Consider the following 19,971-nt stretch of genomic DNA (forward strand, 5'->3'; position numbering starts at 1 on the left):
CACAGCGGCCGCGGCCTGAACCATCGTTATATTCCCTGGGTGACTACCGACACCGGGATCAACATCCACACCACGGCGGGCAAGCTGGCGGACCTCGACCGGCGGGTCGACGAGGCGGTGCACGCCGGGTCGGCGCGGGCGGTCGAGAAGCAGCACGCCCGGGGCAAAAAGACCGCCCGGGAGCGGATCGAGATGCTGCTCGACGAGGGTTCCTTCGTCGAGCTGGACGAGTTGGCCCGGCACCGGTCCACGAACTTCGGGCTGGAGAGGACCCGCCCGTACGGCGACGGCGTGGTCACCGGCTACGGCACGGTGGACGGCCGGCAGGTCTGCGTCTTCGCCCAGGACTTCACGGTGTTCGGTGGCTCCCTCGGCGAGGTCTTCGGCGAGAAGATCGTCAAGGTGATGGACCTCGCCATGAAGATCGGCTGCCCGGTGATCGGCATCAACGACTCCGGCGGCGCCCGGATCCAGGAGGGCGTGGTCAGCCTCGGCCTCTACGGCGAGATCTTCTTCCGCAACGTACGCGCCTCCGGTGTCATCCCGCAGATCTCGCTGGTGATGGGCCCGTGCGCGGGCGGGGCGGTCTACTCCCCCGCGGTCACCGACTTCACGGTGATGGTCGACCAGACGTCGCACATGTTCATCACCGGCCCGGACGTCATCAAGACCGTCACCGGCGAGGACGTCGGGATGGAGGAACTGGGCGGCGCCCGCACCCACAACACCCGCAGCGGCAACGCGCACTACCTCGCGAACGACGAGGAGGACGCGATCGAGTACGTCAAGGCGCTGCTGTCGTACCTCCCGTCGAACAACCTCGACGAGCCGGTCGTCTACGACGCGCCCGCCGACCTGGACGTCACCGACGAAGACCGGGAACTGGACACGCTCATCCCGGACTCGGCCAACCAGCCGTACGACATGCACCAGGTCATCGAGCACGTGCTGGACGACGGGGAGTTCCTCGAGGTCCAGCCGCTGTACGCGCAGAACATCGTGGTGGGCTACGGCCGGGTCGAGGGGCGGCCGGTGGGCGTGGTGGCGAACCAGCCGATGCACTTCGCCGGCACGCTGGACATCGCCGCGTCGGAGAAGGCCGCGCGCTTCGTGCGCACCTGCGACGCGTTCAACATCCCGGTGCTGACCTTCGTGGACGTCCCCGGCTTCCTCCCCGGCACCGGGCAGGAGTGGGACGGCATCATCCGCCGCGGCGCGAAGCTCATCTACGCGTACGCCGAGGCCACCGTGCCGAAGGTCACGGTGATCACGCGCAAGGCGTACGGCGGGGCGTACGACGTGATGGGCTCCAAGCACCTCGGCGCGGACCTGAACTTCGCCTGGCCGACCGCGCAGATCGCCGTGATGGGCGCGCAGGGCGCGGTGAACATCCTGTACCGGGGTGAACTGGCCGCCGCCGAGGACCCGGCCGCGCTGCGCGCCGAGAAGATCGCCGAGTACGAGGACACCCTCGCCAACCCGTACGTCGCGGCCGAGCGCGGGTACGTCGACTCGGTGATCCCGCCGCACGAGACCCGGACCCAGATCGTCCGTGCCCTGCGGGTGCTGCGCACCAAGCGCGAGACCCTGCCCCCCAAGAAGCACGGCAACATCCCGCTCTGAGCCCACCGCTCGGCGGCCCGCTCCGAGTCTCCGCCCCGGCCCGCGCGGGCCGGGCGGCCGCCCCTGCGCGGGCGACCGCCGCGCGCCGCGGCACCCGCCACTGCACCGCGCGACGATCCGTGTCAGCAGCCGGGGTTGGCCGCGGCGCACATCCGGGCGGCCGCGACCACGGAGAGCTGCATCAGCTCCGCCTCGGTCGCCTCGTTCAGGTTGAGCACCGCGATAAGGTCGCCGACCCGCACGACCGCGGTGTCGGTGGGCCGCATCTCGTCGCCGATCGTCTCGCCGGTCTTCAGGTCGCGGGGCCGCGACACGGTGTGGCGCAGGACGACCGCCTCGTCGCCCGCGAAGCCCCGCCGCACCACCTGCCACGAGTGCACCGCTTCCGCCGTGCCGGAGCGCCCCTTCAGCTCGTACGGGCCGACGCTGCGCCACCGGGCGCACGGCGCGACGAGCGCGTCGAGTTCGCTGAAGAAGGCACCCGCATCGTCGGGCGCCAGCCGGTAGAGGCCCTGCGTCGCGACGACGTCGGCGGGCCGCGAGTCGGCGCCCGCCCGCCCCTCCCGCAGCATGGTCTGCGACCGGGAGAGCCGCGACTCCACCCAGCCCACCGGCAGTCCCTGAGTCTCGCGACAGTGGCCCAGCATGCTCGACAGGTCGACCACCTCACCCAACCCCGACTCGTACAGCTCCACGTCGACCGGCTGGGCCAGGTCGGCCGGCTGCAACAGCGCCTCCCGGGCGATCTCGGCCCGCGGGGAGGCGGTCGGGCTGGCCGAGGCGGCCGGCGGCGGCGACGACCCGCCCGGCACGGCGATCGCCGCCGCGGAGATCCCGGCCAGGGCCAGCACGGCGGTCGCCGCGACGATCCTGCGCCGGCTGCGCCGCCGGGCCAGCGCGCGGATCTCCTCCGGCCCGGGCCAGTGCACGTCGCGCAGGTCCCGCTGCACCTGTTCGGCGAACGTCAGGTCGTCACGCATCGGCGGCCTCCCCCAGATCAGAGACGGCGAGCAGCCCGGCGAGCGCGGCGCGCCCGCGGGAGAGGCGGGCCTTGACGGTGCCCACCGGGGCGTCGGTCTCCCGGGCCACCTCGGCGACCGGCATGCCGAGCAGGTAGTACAGGGCGATCGCGGTGCGCTGCTCCTCGGGAAGCCGGCGCAGCGCGGCCACCACCTCGACGGTCTCGGTGCCCGGCGGCGGCACCGTCTCGACGGCGCCGTGCCGCAGGTACGCGCGCGCCCGGCTGCGCAGGCTGCGCCAGCGGCTGACCGCGATGCGGGTGGCCACCACGCGGGTCCACGCCTCCGGATCCTCGTAGCCGCTCACGGTCGACCACCGCTGCCAGGCCCGGATGTACGCCTCCTGGACGGCATCCTGCGCCTCGGCGAGGTTGCCGGTGAGCACGTAGACGAACCCGAGCAGCCGTTGCCGGCTGCCCCGGTAGAACTCGTCGAACCCCTCGACGTCCGGCACCTGGTTACCTCCCCGTGCGGTCGCAGGTGACACGCGCCGGACGGTGCGGGCGGTTGCCTCCTCAGCCGAGCATTTTCGCCAGCTCGGCGTACGGGAACTCGCCGGCCGGGATCCGCTCGCGCACGGCCCGGCGCACCGCCTGTTGCACCGCGGCGTTCGCCGACGTCGGTACGCCGTGCAGCCGGCCCAGCAGCACGATCTCCCCGTTGAGATGGTCGGTCTCGGCCGAGCCGGCGCCCCGGGCCAGGCTCTGCCAGGTGGAGCCGCCGGCCCGCTGCTCGCCGCCGACCGGGCGGTGCCGCACGAGGTCGCCGCGCGCGGCCGCCTCCTCCGCGCGGTCGGTGTGCGCGATGCGCGCCGCGGCGAGCACCGCCTCGCCCTCGGCCCGCACCCGCTCGGCCAGGTCCTCCGGGTACGCGCGCCCGAACAGCGCCTGCACACCGTTGCCGAGATTCCCCAGCAGCTTGCCGTACTTCCAGCGCATCACGTCGTCGCGTACCGGCGCCACGAAACCGGCGGCGGTCAACTCGGCGGCGACCGCGCGGTCGGTGTCGTCCGATCCGGACGGGTAGCGCCCGAGGTGCAGCACACCCGGATGGGGGTGGCCGTTGGCCACCACCACGCCCGGGTCGAGGTGGGTGGCCGGAAGCCAGACGCAGACCCCGTGGACGCGGGCGAAGAGCCGCAGGGCGGCGGCCTCGTTGGCCACACCGTTCTGTGCAGTGAACAGGGGCAGCCGCTCCCCCGCCGTACCGCCGCCGGCCACCGGCGCGTCCACCCAGGTGGCGAGCGCCGCCTCGGTGTCCTGCGACTTCACGGTGAGCACCAGGACGGTGTCGGCGGGCAGGGGCCGCCCGTCCGGCCGGTCGGTGGCGGGGAGCCGAAGGCTCCGCTCCTGCTCCGGCTGCCGGAGGGTCAGGCCACGCTCCCGAATCGCGGCGAGATGCGCGCCCCGCGCCACCAGCGTGACCTCGTACCCGGCGTCCGCGAGCCGCGCCCCGATGGTGCCGCCGACCGCTCCCGCCCCGATGATCAGATAGCGCACGACCCCATTCTGCCCCTGCTCTGCCCGGTCAGAGGGTGAGCCGGCCGTCGCTGAGCAGCGGGTCGGCCAGCAGGGTGGCGCCGACGACCAGCACGGCGAGGTTGACCAGGGCGAACACGGTCACCCAGAAGAACGCGGGGAACGGGGTGAGCCCGGCCAACTGGTCGGCGTCGGAGGCCGGCATCCGTCCCCGCGAGCGCAGGCGTTGCAGCTCGACAACCGGCCGTACGCCGCCGAGCAGCAGGAACCACACCCCGACGTACGCGAACGCGGCCTGGACCTGCGGCGAGGCGTACCAGGAGACGGCGAGCACCACGCCACCGGTGACCAGGAGCGACACCACGCCGAACGCGTTGCGGATCATCACGAGCATCGCGAGCAGCAGCACGACGGCCACCCAGAGCAGCAGGGTGATCCGGTTGCCGCCGAGCAGCCACGCGCCCGCCAGCCCGACCAGCGGCGGGGCCACGTAACCGGCGAGCAGGGTGAGGATCATGCCGGGCCCGCTGGGCCGGCCGGCGGAGAGGGTCAGGCCGGACGTGTCCGAGTGGAGCCGGATGCCGCGCAGCTTGCGGCCCGTCAGCAGGGCGACCAGGGCGTGCCCGCCCTCGTGGGCGATGGTGATCGCGTTGCGGCCGATCCGCCACGGCAGCCGCGTGGACACGACCACCAGCGCGACCGCCGCGGTGACGATGACCAGCAGCGGCGGCGGGTCGGGCTGCGCACCGAACAGCCGGTCCCAGAGGTCGGTCAGCCCGTCGAACGACACCATGGGGCGCGAGCCTACCGGTAAGCCGAGCCGGAGATCACCTTCGTGACGCAGCGTCGCGCACCGGCCACGAGTTGTCCAGATGTCCGGCGTCCATGCGGCCGCCAATGAAAGTTTCTTTAGGCCCCCTTGCGATCTTGGGCAGTTACCTCCAAAGATTTCCATCAATCGATAGGTTCCCCTTGGAGGCTCCCATGTCCCGTACCAGATCTCCCCTGCGTCGGTTCCTCGCGGCCGGCCTCACCGTCCTCGCCACCGCGGCCGCCGCGCTCGTGGCCACCGCCGGCCCGGCCTCCGCGGCCACCGTCGCCGGCATCGACGTGTCGCGCTATCAGGGCAGCATCAACTGGACCAGCGTCCGCAACGCCGGCATCGAGTTCGCCTTCATCAAGGCCACCGAGGGCACGAGCTACAAGGACCCGAACTTCAACGCGAACTACACCAACGCCTACTACGCCGGCGTGATCCGCGGGGCGTACCACTTCGCCCGGCCCAACATCTCATCCGGCGCGGTCCAGGCCAACTACCTCGCCTCCAACGGCGGCGCCTGGTCGGCCGACAGCCGTACGCTCCCCGCGGCGCTGGACCTGGAGGCCAACCCGTACACCGGTGGCTACTGCTACGGCCTCAGCACCACCGGCATGCGCAACTGGGTGCAGGACTTCCTCAACACGTACCGCTCGCGCACCGGCCGCTACGCGGTCATCTACACGACGACCAGCTGGTGGAACCAGTGCACCGGCAGCTGGACCGGGCCGTGGGCCAACCACCCGCTGTGGATCGCCCGCTGGGCCAGCTCTCCCGGCACCCTGCCGGCCGGCGCGCCGTTCTGGAGCTTCTGGCAGTACACCAGCTCCGGCAGTGTCTCCGGCATCAGCGGCGCCGTCGACCGCAACTACTGGAACGGCGACCGGTCCCGGCTGATCGCCCTCGCCAACAACACCTGACCCGCACCGGGCAGGCAGGTGGCGGCAGCGGGATCGGCTCCGACCGTACGGTCGGCAACCGGTCCGGCTGCCGCCCCGGCCGCCCGTCGGGTCAGGCCCGGCGCCGGTTCCCCACCGGCACCGCGACGCGGGCGGGCAGGGCGTCCTCACGGACGAGGGGTGCACGGCGGCTCACCCGCCAGGCGCCCACTCCGGCGACGGTGACGGCCACGACGCTGAGCAGCGCGATGAGCGCCGGGATCCCGATGCTGGCCAGGAGCAGGACGGCGTCGCCGAGCGCGACGAGCATCCACAGTGCCACCCGTGGCCGGGTGTCCCTCCGTCGGTAACCCATGTCGTACCTCCTTCCGTCGTCGGGGTTCAGGTACCCCGGACGGTGGGAGGTCATGCGAACGAGTCTCGCGGCCGCGCCGATCCCGCGGTCAGTCCTTGCGGTCCGGCACGAAACCCTTCGCGATCCGCTCGAAGTCGGGAAGCCGGGCCGCCCAGTCCTTCTCCGCCACTTCCCAGCGCATGGCGTAGCCGCGGTTGTGGGCGGTGACGAAGCCCCGGTTCCGGACGTGGATGCGGGTGTTGTCGCGGGTCTCCAACCACTCCCAGTCGGCGCAGGTCTTCCAGAAGTCGCAGCGCTCGATGCCGATGAGGTCGTAGTTGTTGACGTAGTTCCTGCGAGCCGGCTCCTTCTCCTGCCAGTCCGCGTACGCGTCCGACTTCGGCGTGTCCGTCCACTGGACGAGCAGCTCGCCCACGCCGTCGACCTCGTCGAAGACGACGGTGCTGGAGTCGACCCTCCGGGCCACCCAACCGTCGGGCAACGGCAGGGCGAACCCGGCCCGGTCCCGGTGCATCTTCCAGCCCGCCGGCAGCGCGTTCGGGTCGGCGGACGGGGTCGCGCTCGGCGTGACGCTGGGCGCCGCGCTGGTCGGCGGCGGGGCGGCGGGCGCCGTGGTCGCCGGCGCCGTGCCCGACGCGGACGCGACGCTGCTCGCACCGGCCTGCGGGGTGCCGCCGCCGTCGGGGTCGTCGTCGCTGGTCAGCAGCGGCACGACGATCGCGAGGCCGACCAGGAGCACGGCCACCAGCACGCCGATCAGCAGGTTGCGCCGCTTGCGGTCGGTGGGTTCGCCGGTCGGCGGCGGGATGGGCGCGCGCCCGGCCGGCGGGAACACGGACGTCGGGGTGACCGGCCGACGCGGCTCCGGCGCGACCGCATCGGACCGGTCCGCGCCGGCCGACACCGCCACGGGCGGAACCGCGGCGCCGTCGACCCTGGTGGCATCGGCCTCGCCGCTGTCGGCCGTGGCGATGTCGCTGTCGGCGGCACCGGCCGTGGTGACATCGGTGGCGTCGGCGTCCGACGTGGACGGCGGCAGGTCGACCTTCGTGGTCGGCTCCGCGTCATCGACGGGAGACCGGTCGACCTTCGCGGTCGGGGCCGCGTCCGCGGTGGACGTGAGGCCCGCGCCGTCGCCGGACGGGCGGTCGACCTTCGCGGTCGGAGCGGCGTCCACCCCGGTCGGCACCTTCGCCGTGGGATCGGCCGCGGGCCCGGCCGCTGCCGCCGCGGCGGTCGCCGGGGGCGTGCGCGGCGCGGGCGGGCTGACCGGCCGGTCGGGCGCTTCGGCGGGACGCGGGGCGGGCACCACGGTCGGGCGCGGTAGGCGGGGACCGTTCGGCCCCGGCCGGCGTACGCCGTCGAGCAGGGAGATCCCCCGCCCGCGCTTGCCGCCGGCCCGGCGCAGCAGCCGCTCGGCGACCTCGGCGGTGATCCGCTCGCTCGGGTCCTTGCGGAGCAGCCCCTGGAGCACCGGCTTGAGCGGGCCGGCGTTCTTCGGCGGCGGCAGCGGCTCCGTGGCCAGTGCCGCGAGGGTGGCGATCGCGGACGGCCGCGCGTACGGCGACTTGCCCTCGACCGCGGCGTAGAGGGTGGCGCCCAGCGACCACAGGTCGGCCTCCGGCCCGGCGGTGCCGTCCCGTGCCCGCTCCGGCGCGATGTATGCCGGTGAGCCGAGCACCATGCCGGTGCGGGTGACGTTCGGGTCGCCCGGGATGGTGGCGAGACCGAAATCGGTCAGCACCACCCGGCCGTCGTTGCCGAGCAGCACGTTGCCCGGCTTCACGTCGCGGTGCATCACGCCGGCCTTGTGCGCCGCCTTCAGGGCGCCCAGCACCCCGAGGCCGATCTCGACCGCCCGGGCCGGCGGCACCGGGCCGGACTCGGCGAGCGTGTCCTGCAGCGACTTCGACGCGACGTACTCCATGACGATCCACGGATCGCCGTCCGTGCGCAGCACGTCGAAGATGCGGACGACGTTGATGTGGTTGAGCCGGGCGATGGCGCGCGCCTCGCGGAGCGAGCGCTCCCGCATCTCGCGGCGCTCGTCGTCGGTGAGGCTGGGCGGCGGGACCAGTTCCTTGATCGCCACGTCCCGGTGCAGCACCTCGTCGCGCGCCTTCCACACCCGACCCATGCCACCCTGACCGAGCGGCGAAATCAGCCGGTACCGGTCAGCGACAAGTTGGGGAAGCGCGTTCGACATCGCAGAGACGGTACCCGGCGGCACCGACGGCCACACCGCCGGCACGCCACAGTGCGGTGAAGGTCGACCTCCGGGACGCGTACGCTGGTGCCATGTCTGCCGAAGAGCCGCTGCTCCGGGTCGTCCGCGGGGTCCCCACCGCCGAGGAACTGGCCGCGCTGGTCGGCGCGATCGTCGTACGCTCGCGGCCGGCCGCGGCCCCCGCTCCCGCCGCCCGGTCCACCTGGGCCCGCAGCGGCCGGCCGGCCGGAGTAGCCGCCGGTCCCGGCGCCTGGCGGGCTTCCGGCCTCCCCCGCTGACCCGTCCTCCCCGGCGTCACCTGTCCCCTTCGGCAGCTGCCAGCTTCCGGCGTCACCTGTCCCCCTTCGAAGGCTGCCAGCTTCCGGCGTCACCTGTCCCCTTTGGGGGGCTGCCAGGGTCGCTTGGAGCCGTTAACCTCACTCAGGGAAATGGGGCCGTGACGGTAAGGGAGGATCGATGATCCCTGAGGAGGACCGCCCGCCGGCATGGTTGAGCGGCTACGGCGGCATCGAGGCCGACATCCGGCGGCTGCGGGAGTTCGCCGACCGCCTCGCGGGCGAGGTGGAACGAAACTACGCACCGCAGCTGTCCTACATCGCCGACGACATGACAGCCTCCCTGCCCAACCCGTGCGACGCCTTCGTCGAGCTGGTCCACTTCCTGCGCGCGCACCACGAGACCCAGCAGGCCACCGTCGAGATGGTGTGGGGCGTACGCGGCGCCACCGGCCACCTGGCCGCCGCCGCGGGCAGCGTCGCCGACCGGTACGCCGGCACCGACGCCTTCTCCGCCGCCCGGGTGGTCGACGTCGAGCACGCGCTCGCCGACCCCCGCACGGTCGTGCCCGCCGGCCCCTCGGTGGTCCTGCACGACCCGACCGGCCCCGACGACGGCCCGGTGGTGCTGCCGTGATCGAACGGGGCGGCGGCCGCACGTCCGGCCTCACCGACTGGCACCTCATGGACGTCAACAGCATGTGGGCCTGCCTCCAGGACCACGACACCACCAACCACTGGAAGCAGGTCGCCGGCTGGCGCAAGGTGTGCGACCTGGCGCAGACGCACCTGGCACGGCTCCAGGAGTACCGGCGCGGCCTCGCCGAGGCGTGGCCACCGGCCACCAACGCGGCAGCCCGCACGTACATCGCCGAACTGGACGCGCTCATCGAGAAGGTGCGGCTGACCCACGACGCCGCGGCCACCAACTACACCACGCTTGCCGCCGCCACCCAGGCCATCAGCGGCACCCGCGACGCCATCGAGAAGATCCACGAGGAGTACGCGGCGAAGCTCCAGCAGAAACGCGCGTACGAGGCGACCGCCGCCGACCCGAAGGCCGCCATGGGCAGCCGCGTACCGGACCGACCGGTGACCGACGCCGACCTCGAACAGCTGAACGTCCAAGCGCGCGGCATCATGTACGGCCTCAGCGGCGAACTCCAACAAGCCCAAGTAGCACTTCAGAAACCGCCCGCAACACGTCCGTCGATTCAGACCGATAACCCCGATGTCTATGGCGGAAGCAATCCCGCTGCTCCCGCCATCCCACCGATCATCCCCGTCCCCCTTCACGAAGCGGGGCGAGCGACTTCGGGAGGTCACCGGAATCAGGCTCGACTCTTGCCCGAGCCCATCTCGGCAGGGAAAGGCCCAGTCCTTGGTAGCGCAGGTCCCAGTCTCTTGCCGGCGCCGGCCGCAACCAACCCAACCTCTCCAATCACCGGTTCCTCTAATACGTCAACAAATGGCATGCCTGTACCAGCCCTGCCGAGCAACGTGTCCTCGCGGTCCAGTGGCGCACCCGTCCGCGACCAGCCGGGCACCACTGCCCGCCCTCCGGCGTCCCGTGGTAGTACGCCGGGCAGCACCGCACCTTCGCTGAGGCCAACTCCGCCGGGTGGCGTAATCGGCGGCCCGCCGGGGGTCGGGATAGGGCCGACACCGAACGCTCAACCGAGACGGATCAATCCAGTCGGTGGTGTCATAGGCGGGGGCGGCGCCGGTACCGCGCCGACCGGTGGAGCCGGGTCGCGACCTGGCGGGAGCCGGAGATTTGCTGCCGCACAGGGGACACCTCCATTTCTCACGGGATCAAGCCCAAATGTGACCACTAGTGGAAGCAGATACAATCCCTCGTCGAGGACAGGCGAAGACAGATCCAATGGGTCATCCCGGCACTGGGACCCGGACGATCCATGGCAGATTGACGAAGGTGTCGCACCGGTAGTTCGACCGCCTGATTTCGATAATCCCATCGATCCCGGCCCTGCAATCGGCTTGGACCGGTGAGGTCCTGGTGCCGCTAAGCCGAACGGCGTTGTTGATCCTGGCGATATCGGCTGTAACGGCGGCGCTCGTTCCCGGGCGAGTCGCCGCCGACTCCGGAGCACCGGGTGACGTAGACGTAAGAAAACGAATCCGAGCCGATCAGTGGCACCTTCGGTACTTGAGAATTGACGAGGCCCATCAGATCGCCACGGGAAAAGGCGTTACCGTAGCCATCCCCGACACCGGCGTAGACCCGCACCCCGACCTCAAAGACAACCTTCTTCCAGGTATCGACATCATTCCGGGCGGTGCTGGCGATGGCCGGAATGATGCCGACAGCCATGGAACCTCGATGGCCGGATTAATCGCCGCACACGGTCAGGGTGACCAACTCGGAGCACTCGGTGTAGCACCGATGGCGAAGATCCTGCCAATCTTCAGCTCCCCGGCGAACAGGGAAGGTCAACCCGACGCGCTGGCCGAGGCAATCGAGTATGCGGTTCGGCGCGATGCCGGAGTAATAAGCGTTTCATCCGTCGGTGCGGAAAGTCCGCGATTGCGTAGGGCAATAGGTCTAGCCTTAGCTTCGGACACAATCGTTATCGCGGGCGTCGGCAACGCTCCTAGAGACCAAACCATCGGCTATCCAGCAAACCAAGCTGGCGTCATCGCGGTTGCGGGTGTTGGGCGCGACGGCAATCACGCGGCAGTCTCAGTCAGAGGAACCAAAATCGATCTTGCCGCGCCAGCGGTAGACATCTACAGCACCAGCTATGACGGGAAGTACTCCAAGGGGACCGGGACGTCGAGCGCTACGGCGATCGTGGCGGGGGCGGCGGCGTTGGTGCGGTCGAAGTACCCGTACCTGCCTGCTCGGGAGGTTGTCCACCGGCTCACCGCCACGGCCGTCGACAAGGGACCTCCTGGGCGGGACGACGAGTACGGATACGGCGTGATCGACATCGTTGCGGCGCTGACTGCGGACGTACCACCGCTGGAATTCGAGTCGGCGACGGCGACCGCGCCGGCCGGCGGTAGCGCGGGTACGACCGCCGCGGGTACTCCTCCGGGTGACGGCGGTGGTGACAGGGCGGCCACGGTTCGCGGAATGGTCACGCTCGGCGTAATCGTGGCGGGCGGGGTGATCTGGGCTCTCGTCGTCCGCCGGCGCCGCCGCGGTGACGACCCACCGCCCCGCATCAGCCACTGATCGGCCTCAGGGCTGACCCGTCGCCGGCGCATAGCCCCGTGCGAGCCGCCGACAAGTCGTGCCCGCCCCGGGAGGTCGCGCAACTTCAAGGAAGTTGTCCCCTTCGCAGCGGTGGGAAGCAACTATTTCCTTGAAGTTGCGCGAGCCGCACCGGCCACGACCCCGACGAGCCCCGAACTCAGGCGAGCCTCGCGCACCGACACCGCCACATCGCCGAAGTCGCGGTGACCGCACCACCCCCACACCGCCACATCCCCGAAATCGCGGCAACCCCACCACCCCCACACCGCCACATCCCCGAAATCGCGGCAACCCCACCACCCCCACACCGCCACATCCCCGAAATCGCGGCAACCCCACCACCCCGACACCGCCACATCCCCGAAGTCGCGGTGACCGCACCACCCCCACACCGCCACATCCCCGAAATCGCGGCAACGCCCAGACCGCCGCAACCACCCCGGCCACCCACCCGAGCCGCCCCGACACCGCCCCCGGAACGGCGGCGCCGGGCGTCTCGCGCTGCGGTCAGCCGGTAACGTCGGCGGGGTGCCTGATCAGCTGCCGCTCCGTCTCGTACTCGCATCGGCCAGTCCCGCCCGCCGCAAGCTCCTCCAAGCCGCCGGCATCGAGCCGGACGTCCTGGTCAGTGGCGTGGACGAGTCCCTGGTGGTCGCGGACCGCGCCGAGGAACTCTGCCAGGAACTCGCCCGCCTGAAGGCGCAGGCGGTGCTCACCCGGCTGCGGCCGGGTTCGGACGAGCGCACCCTGGTGATCGGCTGCGACTCGGTGCTGGAGTTCGACGGTGAGATCTTCGGCAAGCCGGCGGACGCGGCTGACGCCACCCGGCGCTGGCGGCGGATGCGCGGTCGCAGCGGGGTCCTGCACAGCGGGCACTCCCTGATCGACGCGACGGCCGGCCGCCGCGCGGAGGGGGTCGCCTCCACGGTGGTGCACTTCGCCGACATCACCGACCAGGAGATCGACGCCTACGTCGCCACGGGCGAGCCGCTGGCGGTGGCGGGCGCCTTCACCATCGACGGGTTGGGCGGCCCGTTCCTGGAGCGGATCGAGGGCGACGCGGGTACGGTCATCGGGCTGTCGTTGCCGCTGCTGCGCCGGCTCCTCGCGGACCTGGACCTGCGCATCACCGACCTGTGGACGAAGGTCGCGCCTGGGGGCCAGTCGATCGAGCCACTCGGTTAGCGTCCACCCATGACCACCAAGTCGATCCCGCTCACCGACGAGCTGCACGCGTACCTCGTCGGGCACGGCTCTCCGCCCGACGAGGTCGTCCGGGACCTCGCCGAGGAGACCCGCTCACTGCTGCCGGCTCAGGCGAGCATGCAGGTCGCCCCCGAACAGGCCGCCTTCCTCACCTTCCTCACCCGGCTGATCGGCGCCCGGCAGGCGGTGGAGGTGGGCACGTTCACCGGGCTCTCCTCGCTGGCAATCGCCCGCGGCCTGCCCGAGGGTGGGCGGCTGACCTGCTTCGACATCTCGGAGGAGTACACGGGGATCGCCCGCCGGTACTGGGCGCGGGCCGGGGTGGACGACCGCATCGAGCTGCGCATCGGCCCGGCCGGGGACACGCTGCGCGAGCTGCCGCACGAGCGGTACCTCGACTTCGCGTTCATCGACGCGGACAAGACGGGTTACCCGATCTACTGGGCGGAGCTGGTGCCCCGGGTGCGCCCCGGCGGCGTGATCGCCGTGGACAACGTGCTGCGCGGCGGGCGGGTGATCGCCCCGCAGAGCGCCGACGACCGGGCGATCGCCGCCTTCAACGACGAGGTGCTCGCCGACGTCCGGGTGGACGCGGTGATGTTGCCGGTCGCGGACGGGTTGACACTGGCCCGCGTGCGCTGACCGCCGCGCCGCCGGCACCACCAGACCAAGCCGGCCGGCCGGGACCACCCCGCCGCGCCGCGCCAGGCCGGGCCGCGCCAAACCGGGCCGCGAGTTTCAGGAAGTCGGGGTGTCGGAACGCGTCCGACACCCCGACAACCGGGAAGGCGTGTGGATCAGGCCCCTCAGCGGACGCTGCGCGCGAACTGCCGGGCCGCCCAGAACACGCCGAGGGCCGCGAGCACCGCGATGATGGTCAGCCCCTGCCAGACCTTGTCGTTGCCGAGGTCGCCGGCGAACAGCGCCCGGGTGCCGTCGACGGCCCAGGCGAACGGGTTCCACTCGGCGACGCCCTGCAACCAGCCGGGGGCGTAGATGAGCGGTAGCAGGATGCCGGACAGGAGCAGTACCGGCTGGGCGACGGTGTTCATCAGCGGCGCCAGCGCGTCCTCGCTCTTGACCTTGAGCGCCACGCCGTAGGAGACGGCCGAGGTCATGAGTGCGATGAGGGCCAGCATCAGGTACGCGAGCAGCAGGTCGCCGATGAACACGCGCAGGTCGAACAGGAGCGCGAGCAGCGTGATGATGACCGCCTGCACGATCAGCGAGACGACGTCGCGCAGCGAGCGGCCCAGCAGCAGTGCGAGCCGGTGCACCGGGGTGACCCGGGACCGTTCGATGACTCCGGCGCGCAGTTCGGCGATCAGGCCGAAGCCCTGGAAAAGGCCGCCGAAGATGGCCAGCAGCACGAGCAGGCCGGGGACGAAGACCTTGTAGGCCTCGGCCTGGGTGGACACCCTCAGCGCCGGCTTGAGCAGCGGCGCGAAGAGCAGCAGGTACATCACCGGCTGGAAGACGCCGACGAAGACCCAGACCGGGTTACGGATGAGCAGCTGGAACTGGCGCTGGAAGATCAGCCAGGTGTCGCGGACGAGCTTCATGATCGTCTCCGGGTGGTCAGGACTCGCGCAGCGAGCGGCCGGTCTTGGTGAGGAACACGTCGTCCAGGCTGGGCCGGTGCAGCTCGATCGAGGAGAGCGCCAGGCCGGCCTGGTCGAGCCGGCGGAGGATCTGCGGGATCGCGGTGGCCCCCTCGTCGACGTAGAGGCGCAGCCCGCCCTCCTCGGCGGTCTCCAGCTTCTTGACGTACGGCTCGCCGTCGAGCGCCTGCGCGGCCTGCGGCGTGGTGGCGGTGTCGAGACCGACCTGGACCACGTCGCCGGAGATCTCCCGCTTGAGGTCGGCCGGCGTGCCCTCGGCGACGACCTCGCCATGGTCCATGATCGCGATCCGGTCGCAGAGCGCGTCGGCCTCGTCGAGGTAGTGCGTGGTGATGAAGACCGTCATCCCGTCGGCGCGCAGCCGGCGGATCTCGTCCCACATGTGGGCGCGGCTCTGCGGGTCGAGGCCGGTGGTCGGCTCGTCCAGGAAGACGATCTTCGGCTCGTGGATGATGCCGAGCGCGATCTCCACCCGGCGGCGCTGGCCTCCGGAGTACGTCTTGCACTTGCGGTCGGCGAACTCGCTGAGCTGGAAGGCGTCCAGCGCCCGTGCCGCCCGCCGGTGCGCCTCGGCCTTGCCGATGTCGTAGAGCCGGGCCTGGAGCACGAGTTCCTCGCGGGCGGTGGACTCGTCCCAGGTGCTGCCGCCCTGGGCCACGTAGCCGATCCGGCGGCGCACCTCGCCTGGCGCCTTGCGCAGGTCGGCGCCCGCGATGGTCGCCTCGCCGCCGTCCGGCTCGATGAGCGTGGCGAGCATCCGCAGGGTGGTGGTCTTGCCGGCGCCGTTGGGGCCGAGGAAGCCGAAGATCTCGCCCTCGGCGACGGAGAGGTCGACGCCGCGGACCGCCTCGACCGTCTTCGTCTCCCGTCCCGCCCTGGAACGGAAGGACTTGCGTAACCCTCTGGTCTCGATCATGCGTGCTCCTGGTCGTCCGGGCCGGTGTGACCGGCCGCCCGTCCGCTGGAAGCACCCCGGACGGCGTGCTCCCCCCGTTGGTTCGCGCAGAGGCTAACGCGATATAGCGTCAATGGTCAACGTTGATTATTTCGCGTCGAACGGCCGGTCGGGAAGGCGCTCCTGCCAGCCCGACCAACCCTCGGCCCGTTCGAGTCCAGCAGGCAGGTACGACACTCCAGCCTCGATGCGTTCCGCGATCCGCTCGCACCAGGCGACCTCCGCCTCGGCCCGGGCCGACCAGAGCTCGAACATCCATCCGACGTGGACGGGCTTCGTCTCCCGCAGCCAGTTCGAGTCCAGTGAGGCCCGCATCCAGTCAACACGCGCCCGCAACTGGATTGCCCGGTTACGAAGGGCGGCGGCCGCCTCCTCGCGGGGCATCGCGGGCAGGAACGAGAAGGCCGCGGCGAACGGGTCGGCCGTGTCCTCCACCTGCCACCAGTGGCCGCGCAGCAGCCCGTCGAACTCGTCCTCGCCCTTCGGGGTGACCTCGTACGTCGTCCGTGCCGGGCGGCCGCCGACCTGCTCGGTCGCCACCGCGCGCAGCAGCCCTTCCTCGGTCAGCTTGCGCAGGGCGTGGTAGATCGAGCCGGGTTGCACGTTGGCCCACTTGTCGGCGTTCCAACTGAGCAGTTCGCGCCGCACGTCGTAGCCGTGCACCGGCTGCATCCACTTCACGAGGCCGAGAATCATCATCCGGGTGGCAGACACCGGACAAGCGTAATAGCCAAGTTTGACTAAACCGCGATGTGACCGTGCCCCATCCCACACTGAGCGATCGTTAGGGGGTCCTCGGGTGGCCGATACACTCCCGGTCAACGACCTCCCGGGAGGAGCCCCCACGGTGCGCAAGGTACTCATCGCCAACCGCGGCGAGATCGCCGTCCGCGTCATCCGCGCCTGCCGCGACGCGGGCCTGGAGAGCGTCGCGGTGTACGCCGACTCCGACCGGGACGCCCTGCACGCCACCCTCGCCGACGAGGCGTACGCCCTGGGCGGTGACACCGCCACCGACAGCTACCTGCGGATCGACAAGCTGATCGACGTCGCCGCCAAGGCCGGCGCCGACGCGGTGCACCCCGGCTACGGCTTCCTCTCGGAGAACGCCGACTTCGCCCAGGCGGTCATCGACGCCGGGCTCACCTGGATCGGGCCGACCCCGCAGGCGATCCGCGACCTCGGCGACAAGGTCACCGCCCGGCACATCGCCCAGCGCGCCGGCGCCCCGCTGGTCCCCGGCACCCCGGACCCGGTCGGGAACGCCGACGAGGTGATCGCCTTCGCGGTCGACCACGGCCTGCCGGTCGCGATCAAGGCGGCCTTCGGTGGCGGCGGTCGTGGCCTCAAGGTGGCCCGCACCATGGAGGAGATCCCCCAGCTGTTCGAGTCGGCCACCCGCGAGGCGGTCGCCGCGTTCGGCCGGGGCGAGTGCTTCGTGGAGCGCTACCTCGACAAGCCGCGCCACGTCGAGGCGCAGGTCCTCGCCGACCAGCACGGCAACGTGATCGTGGTGGGCACGCGCGACTGCTCGCTCCAGCGCCGGCACCAGAAGCTGGTGGAGGAGGCGCCGGCCCCGTTCCTCACCGAGGCGCAGCGGGCGCAGATCCACGACAGCGCCAAGGCGATCTGCCGCGAGGCCGGCTACCACGGCGCCGGCACGGTGGAATACCTGGTCGGCGTCGACGGCACCATCTCCTTCCTCGAGGTCAACACCCGGCTCCAGGTCGAGCACCCGGTCACCGAGGAGACCGCGGGCATCGACCTGGTCCGCGAGCAGTTCCGCATCGCCGACGGCGAGAAGCTCCGCTTCACCGAGGACCCGACCCCGCGCGGGCACGCGATCGAGTTCCGGATCAACGGCGAGGACCCGGGCCGCAACTTCCTGCCCGCCCCCGGCACCGTCAGCGCGCTGCGGCTGCCCAGCGGCCCCGGTGTCCGGGTGGACACCGGCATCTCCGCCGGGGACGTGATCGGCGGGAACTTCGACTCGCTGCTGGCCAAGGTGATCATCGTGGGAGAGACCCGCACCGAGGCGCTGGAGCGGGCCCGCCGGGCGCTGGACGAGATGGTCGTCGACGGCATGGCGACCGCGCTGCCGTTCCACCGCCTCGTGGTGCGCGACCCGGCCTTCACGGCCGAGCCGTTCACCGTGCACACCCGCTGGATCGAGACGGAGTTCGACAACACCGTCCCGCCGTTCACCGCCGTCGCCGGCCCGGCCGCCGAGCCGGCCGAGCGGGAGACCGTCGTGGTCGAGGTGGGCGGCAAGCGGCTGGAGGTCACCCTCCCGGCCGGCCTCGGCGCCGGTACGACCGCGGTCGCACCCGCCGCCCGCAAGCCCGCCCGCCGCGCTGGCGGGGCAAAGGCCGGCGGGACGGTCAGCGGCGACGCGCTCACCTCGCCGATGCAGGGCACCATCGTGAAGATCGCCGTGGCGGACGGGGACACGGTGGCCGAGGGCGACCTCGTCGTGGTGCTGGAGGCGATGAAGATGGAGCAGCCGCTGCACGCGCACAAGGCCGGGACGATCAGCGGCCTGACCGCCGAGGTCGGCGCCGTGATCACCGCGGGCGCCGCCATCTGCACCATCTCCTGACCGGGTGAAGCACCGCGGCCCGCGATCAGCGCAGAGTCTCGGCGGCCACGTCGCGTACGGCCGTGGTGAGGGCGTTCAGCACCTCCGACTCGAGCCGCCAGTGCTGCCAGTACAGCGGAATGTCCACGTGCCGGCCCGGGGCGATGTCGACGCACCGGCCGGTCGCCAGGTCGTCGTCGGCGATCTGCTCCGGCACCAGGCTCCAGCCCACGCCCAGCCGGATGGCCTCGCTGAAGGCGGGGACCGACGGCACATAGTGCACGGGTGGGTCGAGTTCCCGCCCGGTCACCGTACGCAGGAAGCGGTGCTGCGTACGGTCCTTGCGGTCGAAGACGAGCAGCGGCGCCGCGGCCAGCGCCTCCGCGGTGAGCCCGTCGGCGAAGTGGGCGGCGGCCAGGGCCGGTGCGGCCAGGGCGCGGTAGCGCATCGCCCCGAGCCGTCGTACGCGGCAACCCTGGACGGCCTCCCGCTGCGCGGTCACGGCCGCGGTCACCACCCCGTCGCGGAGCAGCTCGGCGGTGTGGTCCTGGTCGTCCTGCCGGAGGTCGAAGGACAGGTCCAGGCTCCGGGGCAGCCGGGCCAGGACGGCGGGGAACCAGGTTGCCAGCGAGTCGGCGTTCACCACCACGGCGAGCCGGGTGCGGGCGCCGCCTCCGGTGAGCGGGCCGCGGGCGTCGGCCAGCGCCTCCCGTTCGAGGAGCACGAGCTGGCCCGCGAGGCGCAGCAGCGGCGCCCCCGCGGCCGTGGCCACGCAGGGCCGGGCCCGGCGGACGAGCACCTGCCCGACGGTCTCCTCGAGCGCCTTCACCCGCTGGCTCACGGCCGAGGGTGTGAGGTGCAACAGGCGCGCGGCCGCCTCGAAGCTGCCCTCCGAGACGACGGCGGCGAGCGTACGCAGCTGCGTGGAGTCGAGCCCTTCCATCAGCTCAGCTTAATCACCTGCAGAATCTTTAGCTCGACTGATGATCACTCGCTGCCTATGGTCGACGGGTGCTCAGCTCCGCCGTCGCCGGTTTCTCGGTCTCCATCGCCCTGATCGTCGCCATCGGGGCGCAGAACGCGTTCGTCCTGCGCCAGGGGCTGCGCCGCGAACACGTCGTACCCGTCGTCCTCACCTGCGCGGCCTCGGACGCGCTGCTCATCGGGGCGGGCATCGCCGGGGTCGGCACGCTGGTGACCGGCCGGCCGGCGCTGCTCACCGCCGTCCGCTGGGGCGGCGCCGTTTTCCTGCTCTGCTACGCGGCGCTCGCCGCGCGCCGCGCCCTGCGCCCCGGCGCCCTGCTGCCGACCGAACGGCCGCCGGCCACGCTGGGCGCCACGGTCCTGGCCTGCCTCGCCTTCACCTACCTGAACCCGCACGTCTACCTCGACACCGTGCTGCTGCTGGGCGGGATCGCGCAGCAGCACCCGCACCGCTGGGTGTTCGGCGCCGGCGCCGCCCTGGCCAGCGCGGTCTGGTTCACCGCGCTGGGCGCCGGGGCGCACCGGCTCGCGCCGCTGCTCGCCCGTACCGTCGCCTGGCGGGTCCTGGACGGCGTGATCGCCGCCGTGATGGCCGCGCTCGCGATCGCCCTGCTGCTCGGCTGACCGCGCGGCCCGCCCCAAGCCCGGCGCCGGCCCGGCCAGCGGCGCAGCACAGCGCCGGACCACCGCCGGCGCCGCCGCACGGACCC

General features: G+C 71.9%; 21 protein-coding genes. 9 read left to right on the plus strand and 12 right to left on the minus strand.

Features of this window, described 5'->3' with window-relative positions; genetic code table 11:
• The first annotated feature begins 39 nt into the window (after positions 1-39).
• Positions 40-1,623 (plus strand): acyl-CoA carboxylase subunit beta, encoded by a 1,584-nt coding sequence (locus tag D7193_RS07460; protein WP_120778550.1) that lies wholly within the window; start codon positions 40-42, stop codon positions 1,621-1,623.
• Positions 1,624-1,745: 122 nt separating this feature from the next.
• On the opposite strand, the gene D7193_RS07465 is transcribed toward D7193_RS07460, so the two are convergent.
• From D7193_RS07465 to D7193_RS07480, 4 genes are all read right to left on the minus strand, one after another.
• Positions 1,746-2,603, minus strand: coding sequence for a hypothetical protein (locus D7193_RS07465; protein WP_120778551.1), 858 nt, complete (start codon positions 2,601-2,603; stop codon positions 1,746-1,748).
• On the minus strand, positions 2,596-3,096 hold the full coding sequence (locus tag D7193_RS07470; protein ID WP_120778552.1) for a SigE family RNA polymerase sigma factor: 501 nt from the start codon (positions 3,094-3,096) through the stop codon (positions 2,596-2,598). The genes D7193_RS07465 and D7193_RS07470 overlap by 8 nt, the downstream gene beginning before the upstream one ends.
• Positions 3,097-3,157: 61 nt before the next feature.
• Positions 3,158-4,141: a ketopantoate reductase family protein gene (locus D7193_RS07475; protein ID WP_120778553.1), complete on the minus strand. Its 984-nt coding sequence runs from the start codon at positions 4,139-4,141 to the stop codon at positions 3,158-3,160.
• A 28-nt stretch (positions 4,142-4,169) separates the two neighbouring features.
• Positions 4,170-4,913: a M50 family metallopeptidase gene (locus D7193_RS07480; protein WP_120778554.1), complete on the minus strand. Its 744-nt coding sequence runs from the start codon at positions 4,911-4,913 to the stop codon at positions 4,170-4,172.
• 191 nt (positions 4,914-5,104) lie between these two features.
• Between D7193_RS07480 and D7193_RS07485 the strand changes: the two genes are divergently transcribed.
• Positions 5,105-5,857, plus strand: a complete 753-nt coding sequence (locus tag D7193_RS07485) for a GH25 family lysozyme (protein WP_120778555.1) — start codon at positions 5,105-5,107, stop codon at positions 5,855-5,857.
• A 91-nt stretch (positions 5,858-5,948) separates the two neighbouring features.
• Here D7193_RS07485 and D7193_RS07490 read toward each other — a convergent pair whose 3' ends face one another.
• A complete protein-coding gene (locus D7193_RS07490; protein WP_120778556.1) occupies positions 5,949-6,191 on the minus strand; it encodes a hypothetical protein in 243 nt (80 codons plus the stop codon).
• Positions 6,192-6,279: 88 nt separating this feature from the next.
• Positions 6,280-8,397 (minus strand): serine/threonine-protein kinase, encoded by a 2,118-nt coding sequence (locus tag D7193_RS07495; protein ID WP_120778557.1) that lies wholly within the window; start codon positions 8,395-8,397, stop codon positions 6,280-6,282.
• A 92-nt stretch (positions 8,398-8,489) separates the two neighbouring features.
• Here D7193_RS07495 and D7193_RS07500 point away from each other — a divergent pair, with 92 nt between their 5' ends.
• The gene (locus tag D7193_RS07500; protein ID WP_120779334.1) at positions 8,490-8,696 is read left to right on the plus strand and encodes an acyl-CoA carboxylase epsilon subunit; all 207 of its coding nucleotides are present in this window, start codon (positions 8,490-8,492) and stop codon (positions 8,694-8,696) included.
• 178 nt (positions 8,697-8,874) lie between these two features.
• On the plus strand, positions 8,875-9,330 hold the full coding sequence (locus D7193_RS07505) for a hypothetical protein (RefSeq protein ID WP_120778558.1): 456 nt from the start codon (positions 8,875-8,877) through the stop codon (positions 9,328-9,330).
• Between the two features lie 292 nt (positions 9,331-9,622).
• Here D7193_RS07505 and D7193_RS34700 read toward each other — a convergent pair whose 3' ends face one another.
• A complete protein-coding gene (locus D7193_RS34700) occupies positions 9,623-9,760 on the minus strand; it encodes a hypothetical protein (protein ID WP_158674780.1) in 138 nt (45 codons plus the stop codon).
• Between the two features lie 959 nt (positions 9,761-10,719).
• Complete coding sequence (locus D7193_RS34075) at positions 10,720-11,028, minus strand: hypothetical protein (protein WP_241562931.1); 309 nt, start codon at positions 11,026-11,028, stop codon at positions 10,720-10,722.
• On the opposite strand from D7193_RS34075, the gene D7193_RS07515 reads away from it, so the two are divergent.
• From D7193_RS07515 to D7193_RS07525, 3 genes are all read left to right on the plus strand, one after another.
• On the plus strand, positions 10,918-11,895 hold the full coding sequence (locus tag D7193_RS07515) for a S8 family serine peptidase (protein WP_241562912.1): 978 nt from the start codon (positions 10,918-10,920) through the stop codon (positions 11,893-11,895). The two genes, D7193_RS34075 and D7193_RS07515, sit on opposite strands and share 111 nt — an antisense overlap.
• A 549-nt stretch (positions 11,896-12,444) precedes the next feature.
• On the plus strand, positions 12,445-13,101 hold the full coding sequence (locus D7193_RS07520) for a nucleoside triphosphate pyrophosphatase (RefSeq protein WP_120778559.1): 657 nt from the start codon (positions 12,445-12,447) through the stop codon (positions 13,099-13,101).
• Positions 13,102-13,110: 9 nt separating this feature from the next.
• Complete coding sequence (locus D7193_RS07525) at positions 13,111-13,764, plus strand: O-methyltransferase (RefSeq protein WP_120778560.1); 654 nt, start codon at positions 13,111-13,113, stop codon at positions 13,762-13,764.
• A gap of 164 nt (positions 13,765-13,928) precedes the next feature.
• Here the strand turns inward: D7193_RS07525 and D7193_RS07530 are convergent, their stop codons facing one another.
• The 3 genes from D7193_RS07530 to D7193_RS07540 form a co-directional block, all read right to left on the minus strand.
• On the minus strand, positions 13,929-14,684 hold the full coding sequence (locus tag D7193_RS07530; RefSeq protein WP_120778561.1) for an ABC transporter permease: 756 nt from the start codon (positions 14,682-14,684) through the stop codon (positions 13,929-13,931).
• Positions 14,685-14,700: 16 nt separating this feature from the next.
• Positions 14,701-15,660 (minus strand): ATP-binding cassette domain-containing protein, encoded by a 960-nt coding sequence (locus D7193_RS07535; protein ID WP_120778562.1) that lies wholly within the window; start codon positions 15,658-15,660, stop codon positions 14,701-14,703.
• Between the two features lie 126 nt (positions 15,661-15,786).
• The gene (locus tag D7193_RS07540) at positions 15,787-16,398 is read right to left on the minus strand and encodes a PadR family transcriptional regulator (protein ID WP_120778563.1); all 612 of its coding nucleotides are present in this window, start codon (positions 16,396-16,398) and stop codon (positions 15,787-15,789) included.
• A 148-nt stretch (positions 16,399-16,546) separates the two neighbouring features.
• On the opposite strand from D7193_RS07540, the gene D7193_RS07545 reads away from it, so the two are divergent.
• Positions 16,547-18,298 (plus strand): acetyl/propionyl/methylcrotonyl-CoA carboxylase subunit alpha, encoded by a 1,752-nt coding sequence (locus D7193_RS07545; protein ID WP_120778564.1) that lies wholly within the window; start codon positions 16,547-16,549, stop codon positions 18,296-18,298.
• A 25-nt stretch (positions 18,299-18,323) separates the two neighbouring features.
• On the opposite strand, the gene D7193_RS07550 is transcribed toward D7193_RS07545, so the two are convergent.
• Positions 18,324-19,220, minus strand: coding sequence for a LysR family transcriptional regulator ArgP (locus tag D7193_RS07550; RefSeq protein ID WP_120778565.1), 897 nt, complete (start codon positions 19,218-19,220; stop codon positions 18,324-18,326).
• 68 nt (positions 19,221-19,288) lie between these two features.
• On the opposite strand from D7193_RS07550, the gene D7193_RS07555 reads away from it, so the two are divergent.
• Complete coding sequence (locus D7193_RS07555) at positions 19,289-19,885, plus strand: LysE/ArgO family amino acid transporter (protein ID WP_120778566.1); 597 nt, start codon at positions 19,289-19,291, stop codon at positions 19,883-19,885.
• Positions 19,886-19,971: the final 86 nt, after the last annotated feature.

Origin of the sequence: Micromonospora costi, from assembly GCF_003626655.1 — a bacterium.
Lineage (GTDB): Bacteria > Actinomycetota > Actinomycetes > Mycobacteriales > Micromonosporaceae > Micromonospora > Micromonospora costi.

Excerpts from the sequence above, each read along its gene's own strand:
- D7193_RS07465 (WP_120778551.1), bottom strand. The coding sequence starts at position 2,603 with ATGCGTGACGACCTGACGTTCGCCGAACAGGTGCAGCGGGACCTGCGC.
- D7193_RS07480 (WP_120778554.1), bottom strand. The coding sequence starts at position 4,913 with ATGGTGTCGTTCGACGGGCTGACCGACCTCTGGGACCGGCTGTTCGGT.
- D7193_RS07485 (WP_120778555.1), top strand. The coding sequence starts at position 5,105 with ATGTCCCGTACCAGATCTCCCCTGCGTCGGTTCCTCGCGGCCGGCCTC.
- D7193_RS07490 (WP_120778556.1), bottom strand. The coding sequence starts at position 6,191 with ATGGGTTACCGACGGAGGGACACCCGGCCACGGGTGGCACTGTGGATG.
- D7193_RS07495 (WP_120778557.1), bottom strand. The coding sequence starts at position 8,397 with ATGTCGAACGCGCTTCCCCAACTTGTCGCTGACCGGTACCGGCTGATT.
- D7193_RS07500 (WP_120779334.1), top strand. The coding sequence starts at position 8,490 with ATGTCTGCCGAAGAGCCGCTGCTCCGGGTCGTCCGCGGGGTCCCCACC.
- D7193_RS07505 (WP_120778558.1), top strand. The coding sequence starts at position 8,875 with ATGATCCCTGAGGAGGACCGCCCGCCGGCATGGTTGAGCGGCTACGGC.
- D7193_RS34700 (WP_158674780.1), bottom strand. The coding sequence starts at position 9,760 with ATGGCGGCCTTCGGGTCGGCGGCGGTCGCCTCGTACGCGCGTTTCTGC.
- D7193_RS34075 (WP_241562931.1), bottom strand. The coding sequence starts at position 11,028 with ATGGCTGTCGGCATCATTCCGGCCATCGCCAGCACCGCCCGGAATGAT.
- D7193_RS07525 (WP_120778560.1), top strand. The coding sequence starts at position 13,111 with ATGACCACCAAGTCGATCCCGCTCACCGACGAGCTGCACGCGTACCTC.
- D7193_RS07530 (WP_120778561.1), bottom strand. The coding sequence starts at position 14,684 with ATGAAGCTCGTCCGCGACACCTGGCTGATCTTCCAGCGCCAGTTCCAG.
- D7193_RS07535 (WP_120778562.1), bottom strand. The coding sequence starts at position 15,660 with ATGATCGAGACCAGAGGGTTACGCAAGTCCTTCCGTTCCAGGGCGGGA.
- D7193_RS07540 (WP_120778563.1), bottom strand. The coding sequence starts at position 16,398 with ATGATGATTCTCGGCCTCGTGAAGTGGATGCAGCCGGTGCACGGCTAC.
- D7193_RS07550 (WP_120778565.1), bottom strand. The coding sequence starts at position 19,220 with ATGGAAGGGCTCGACTCCACGCAGCTGCGTACGCTCGCCGCCGTCGTC.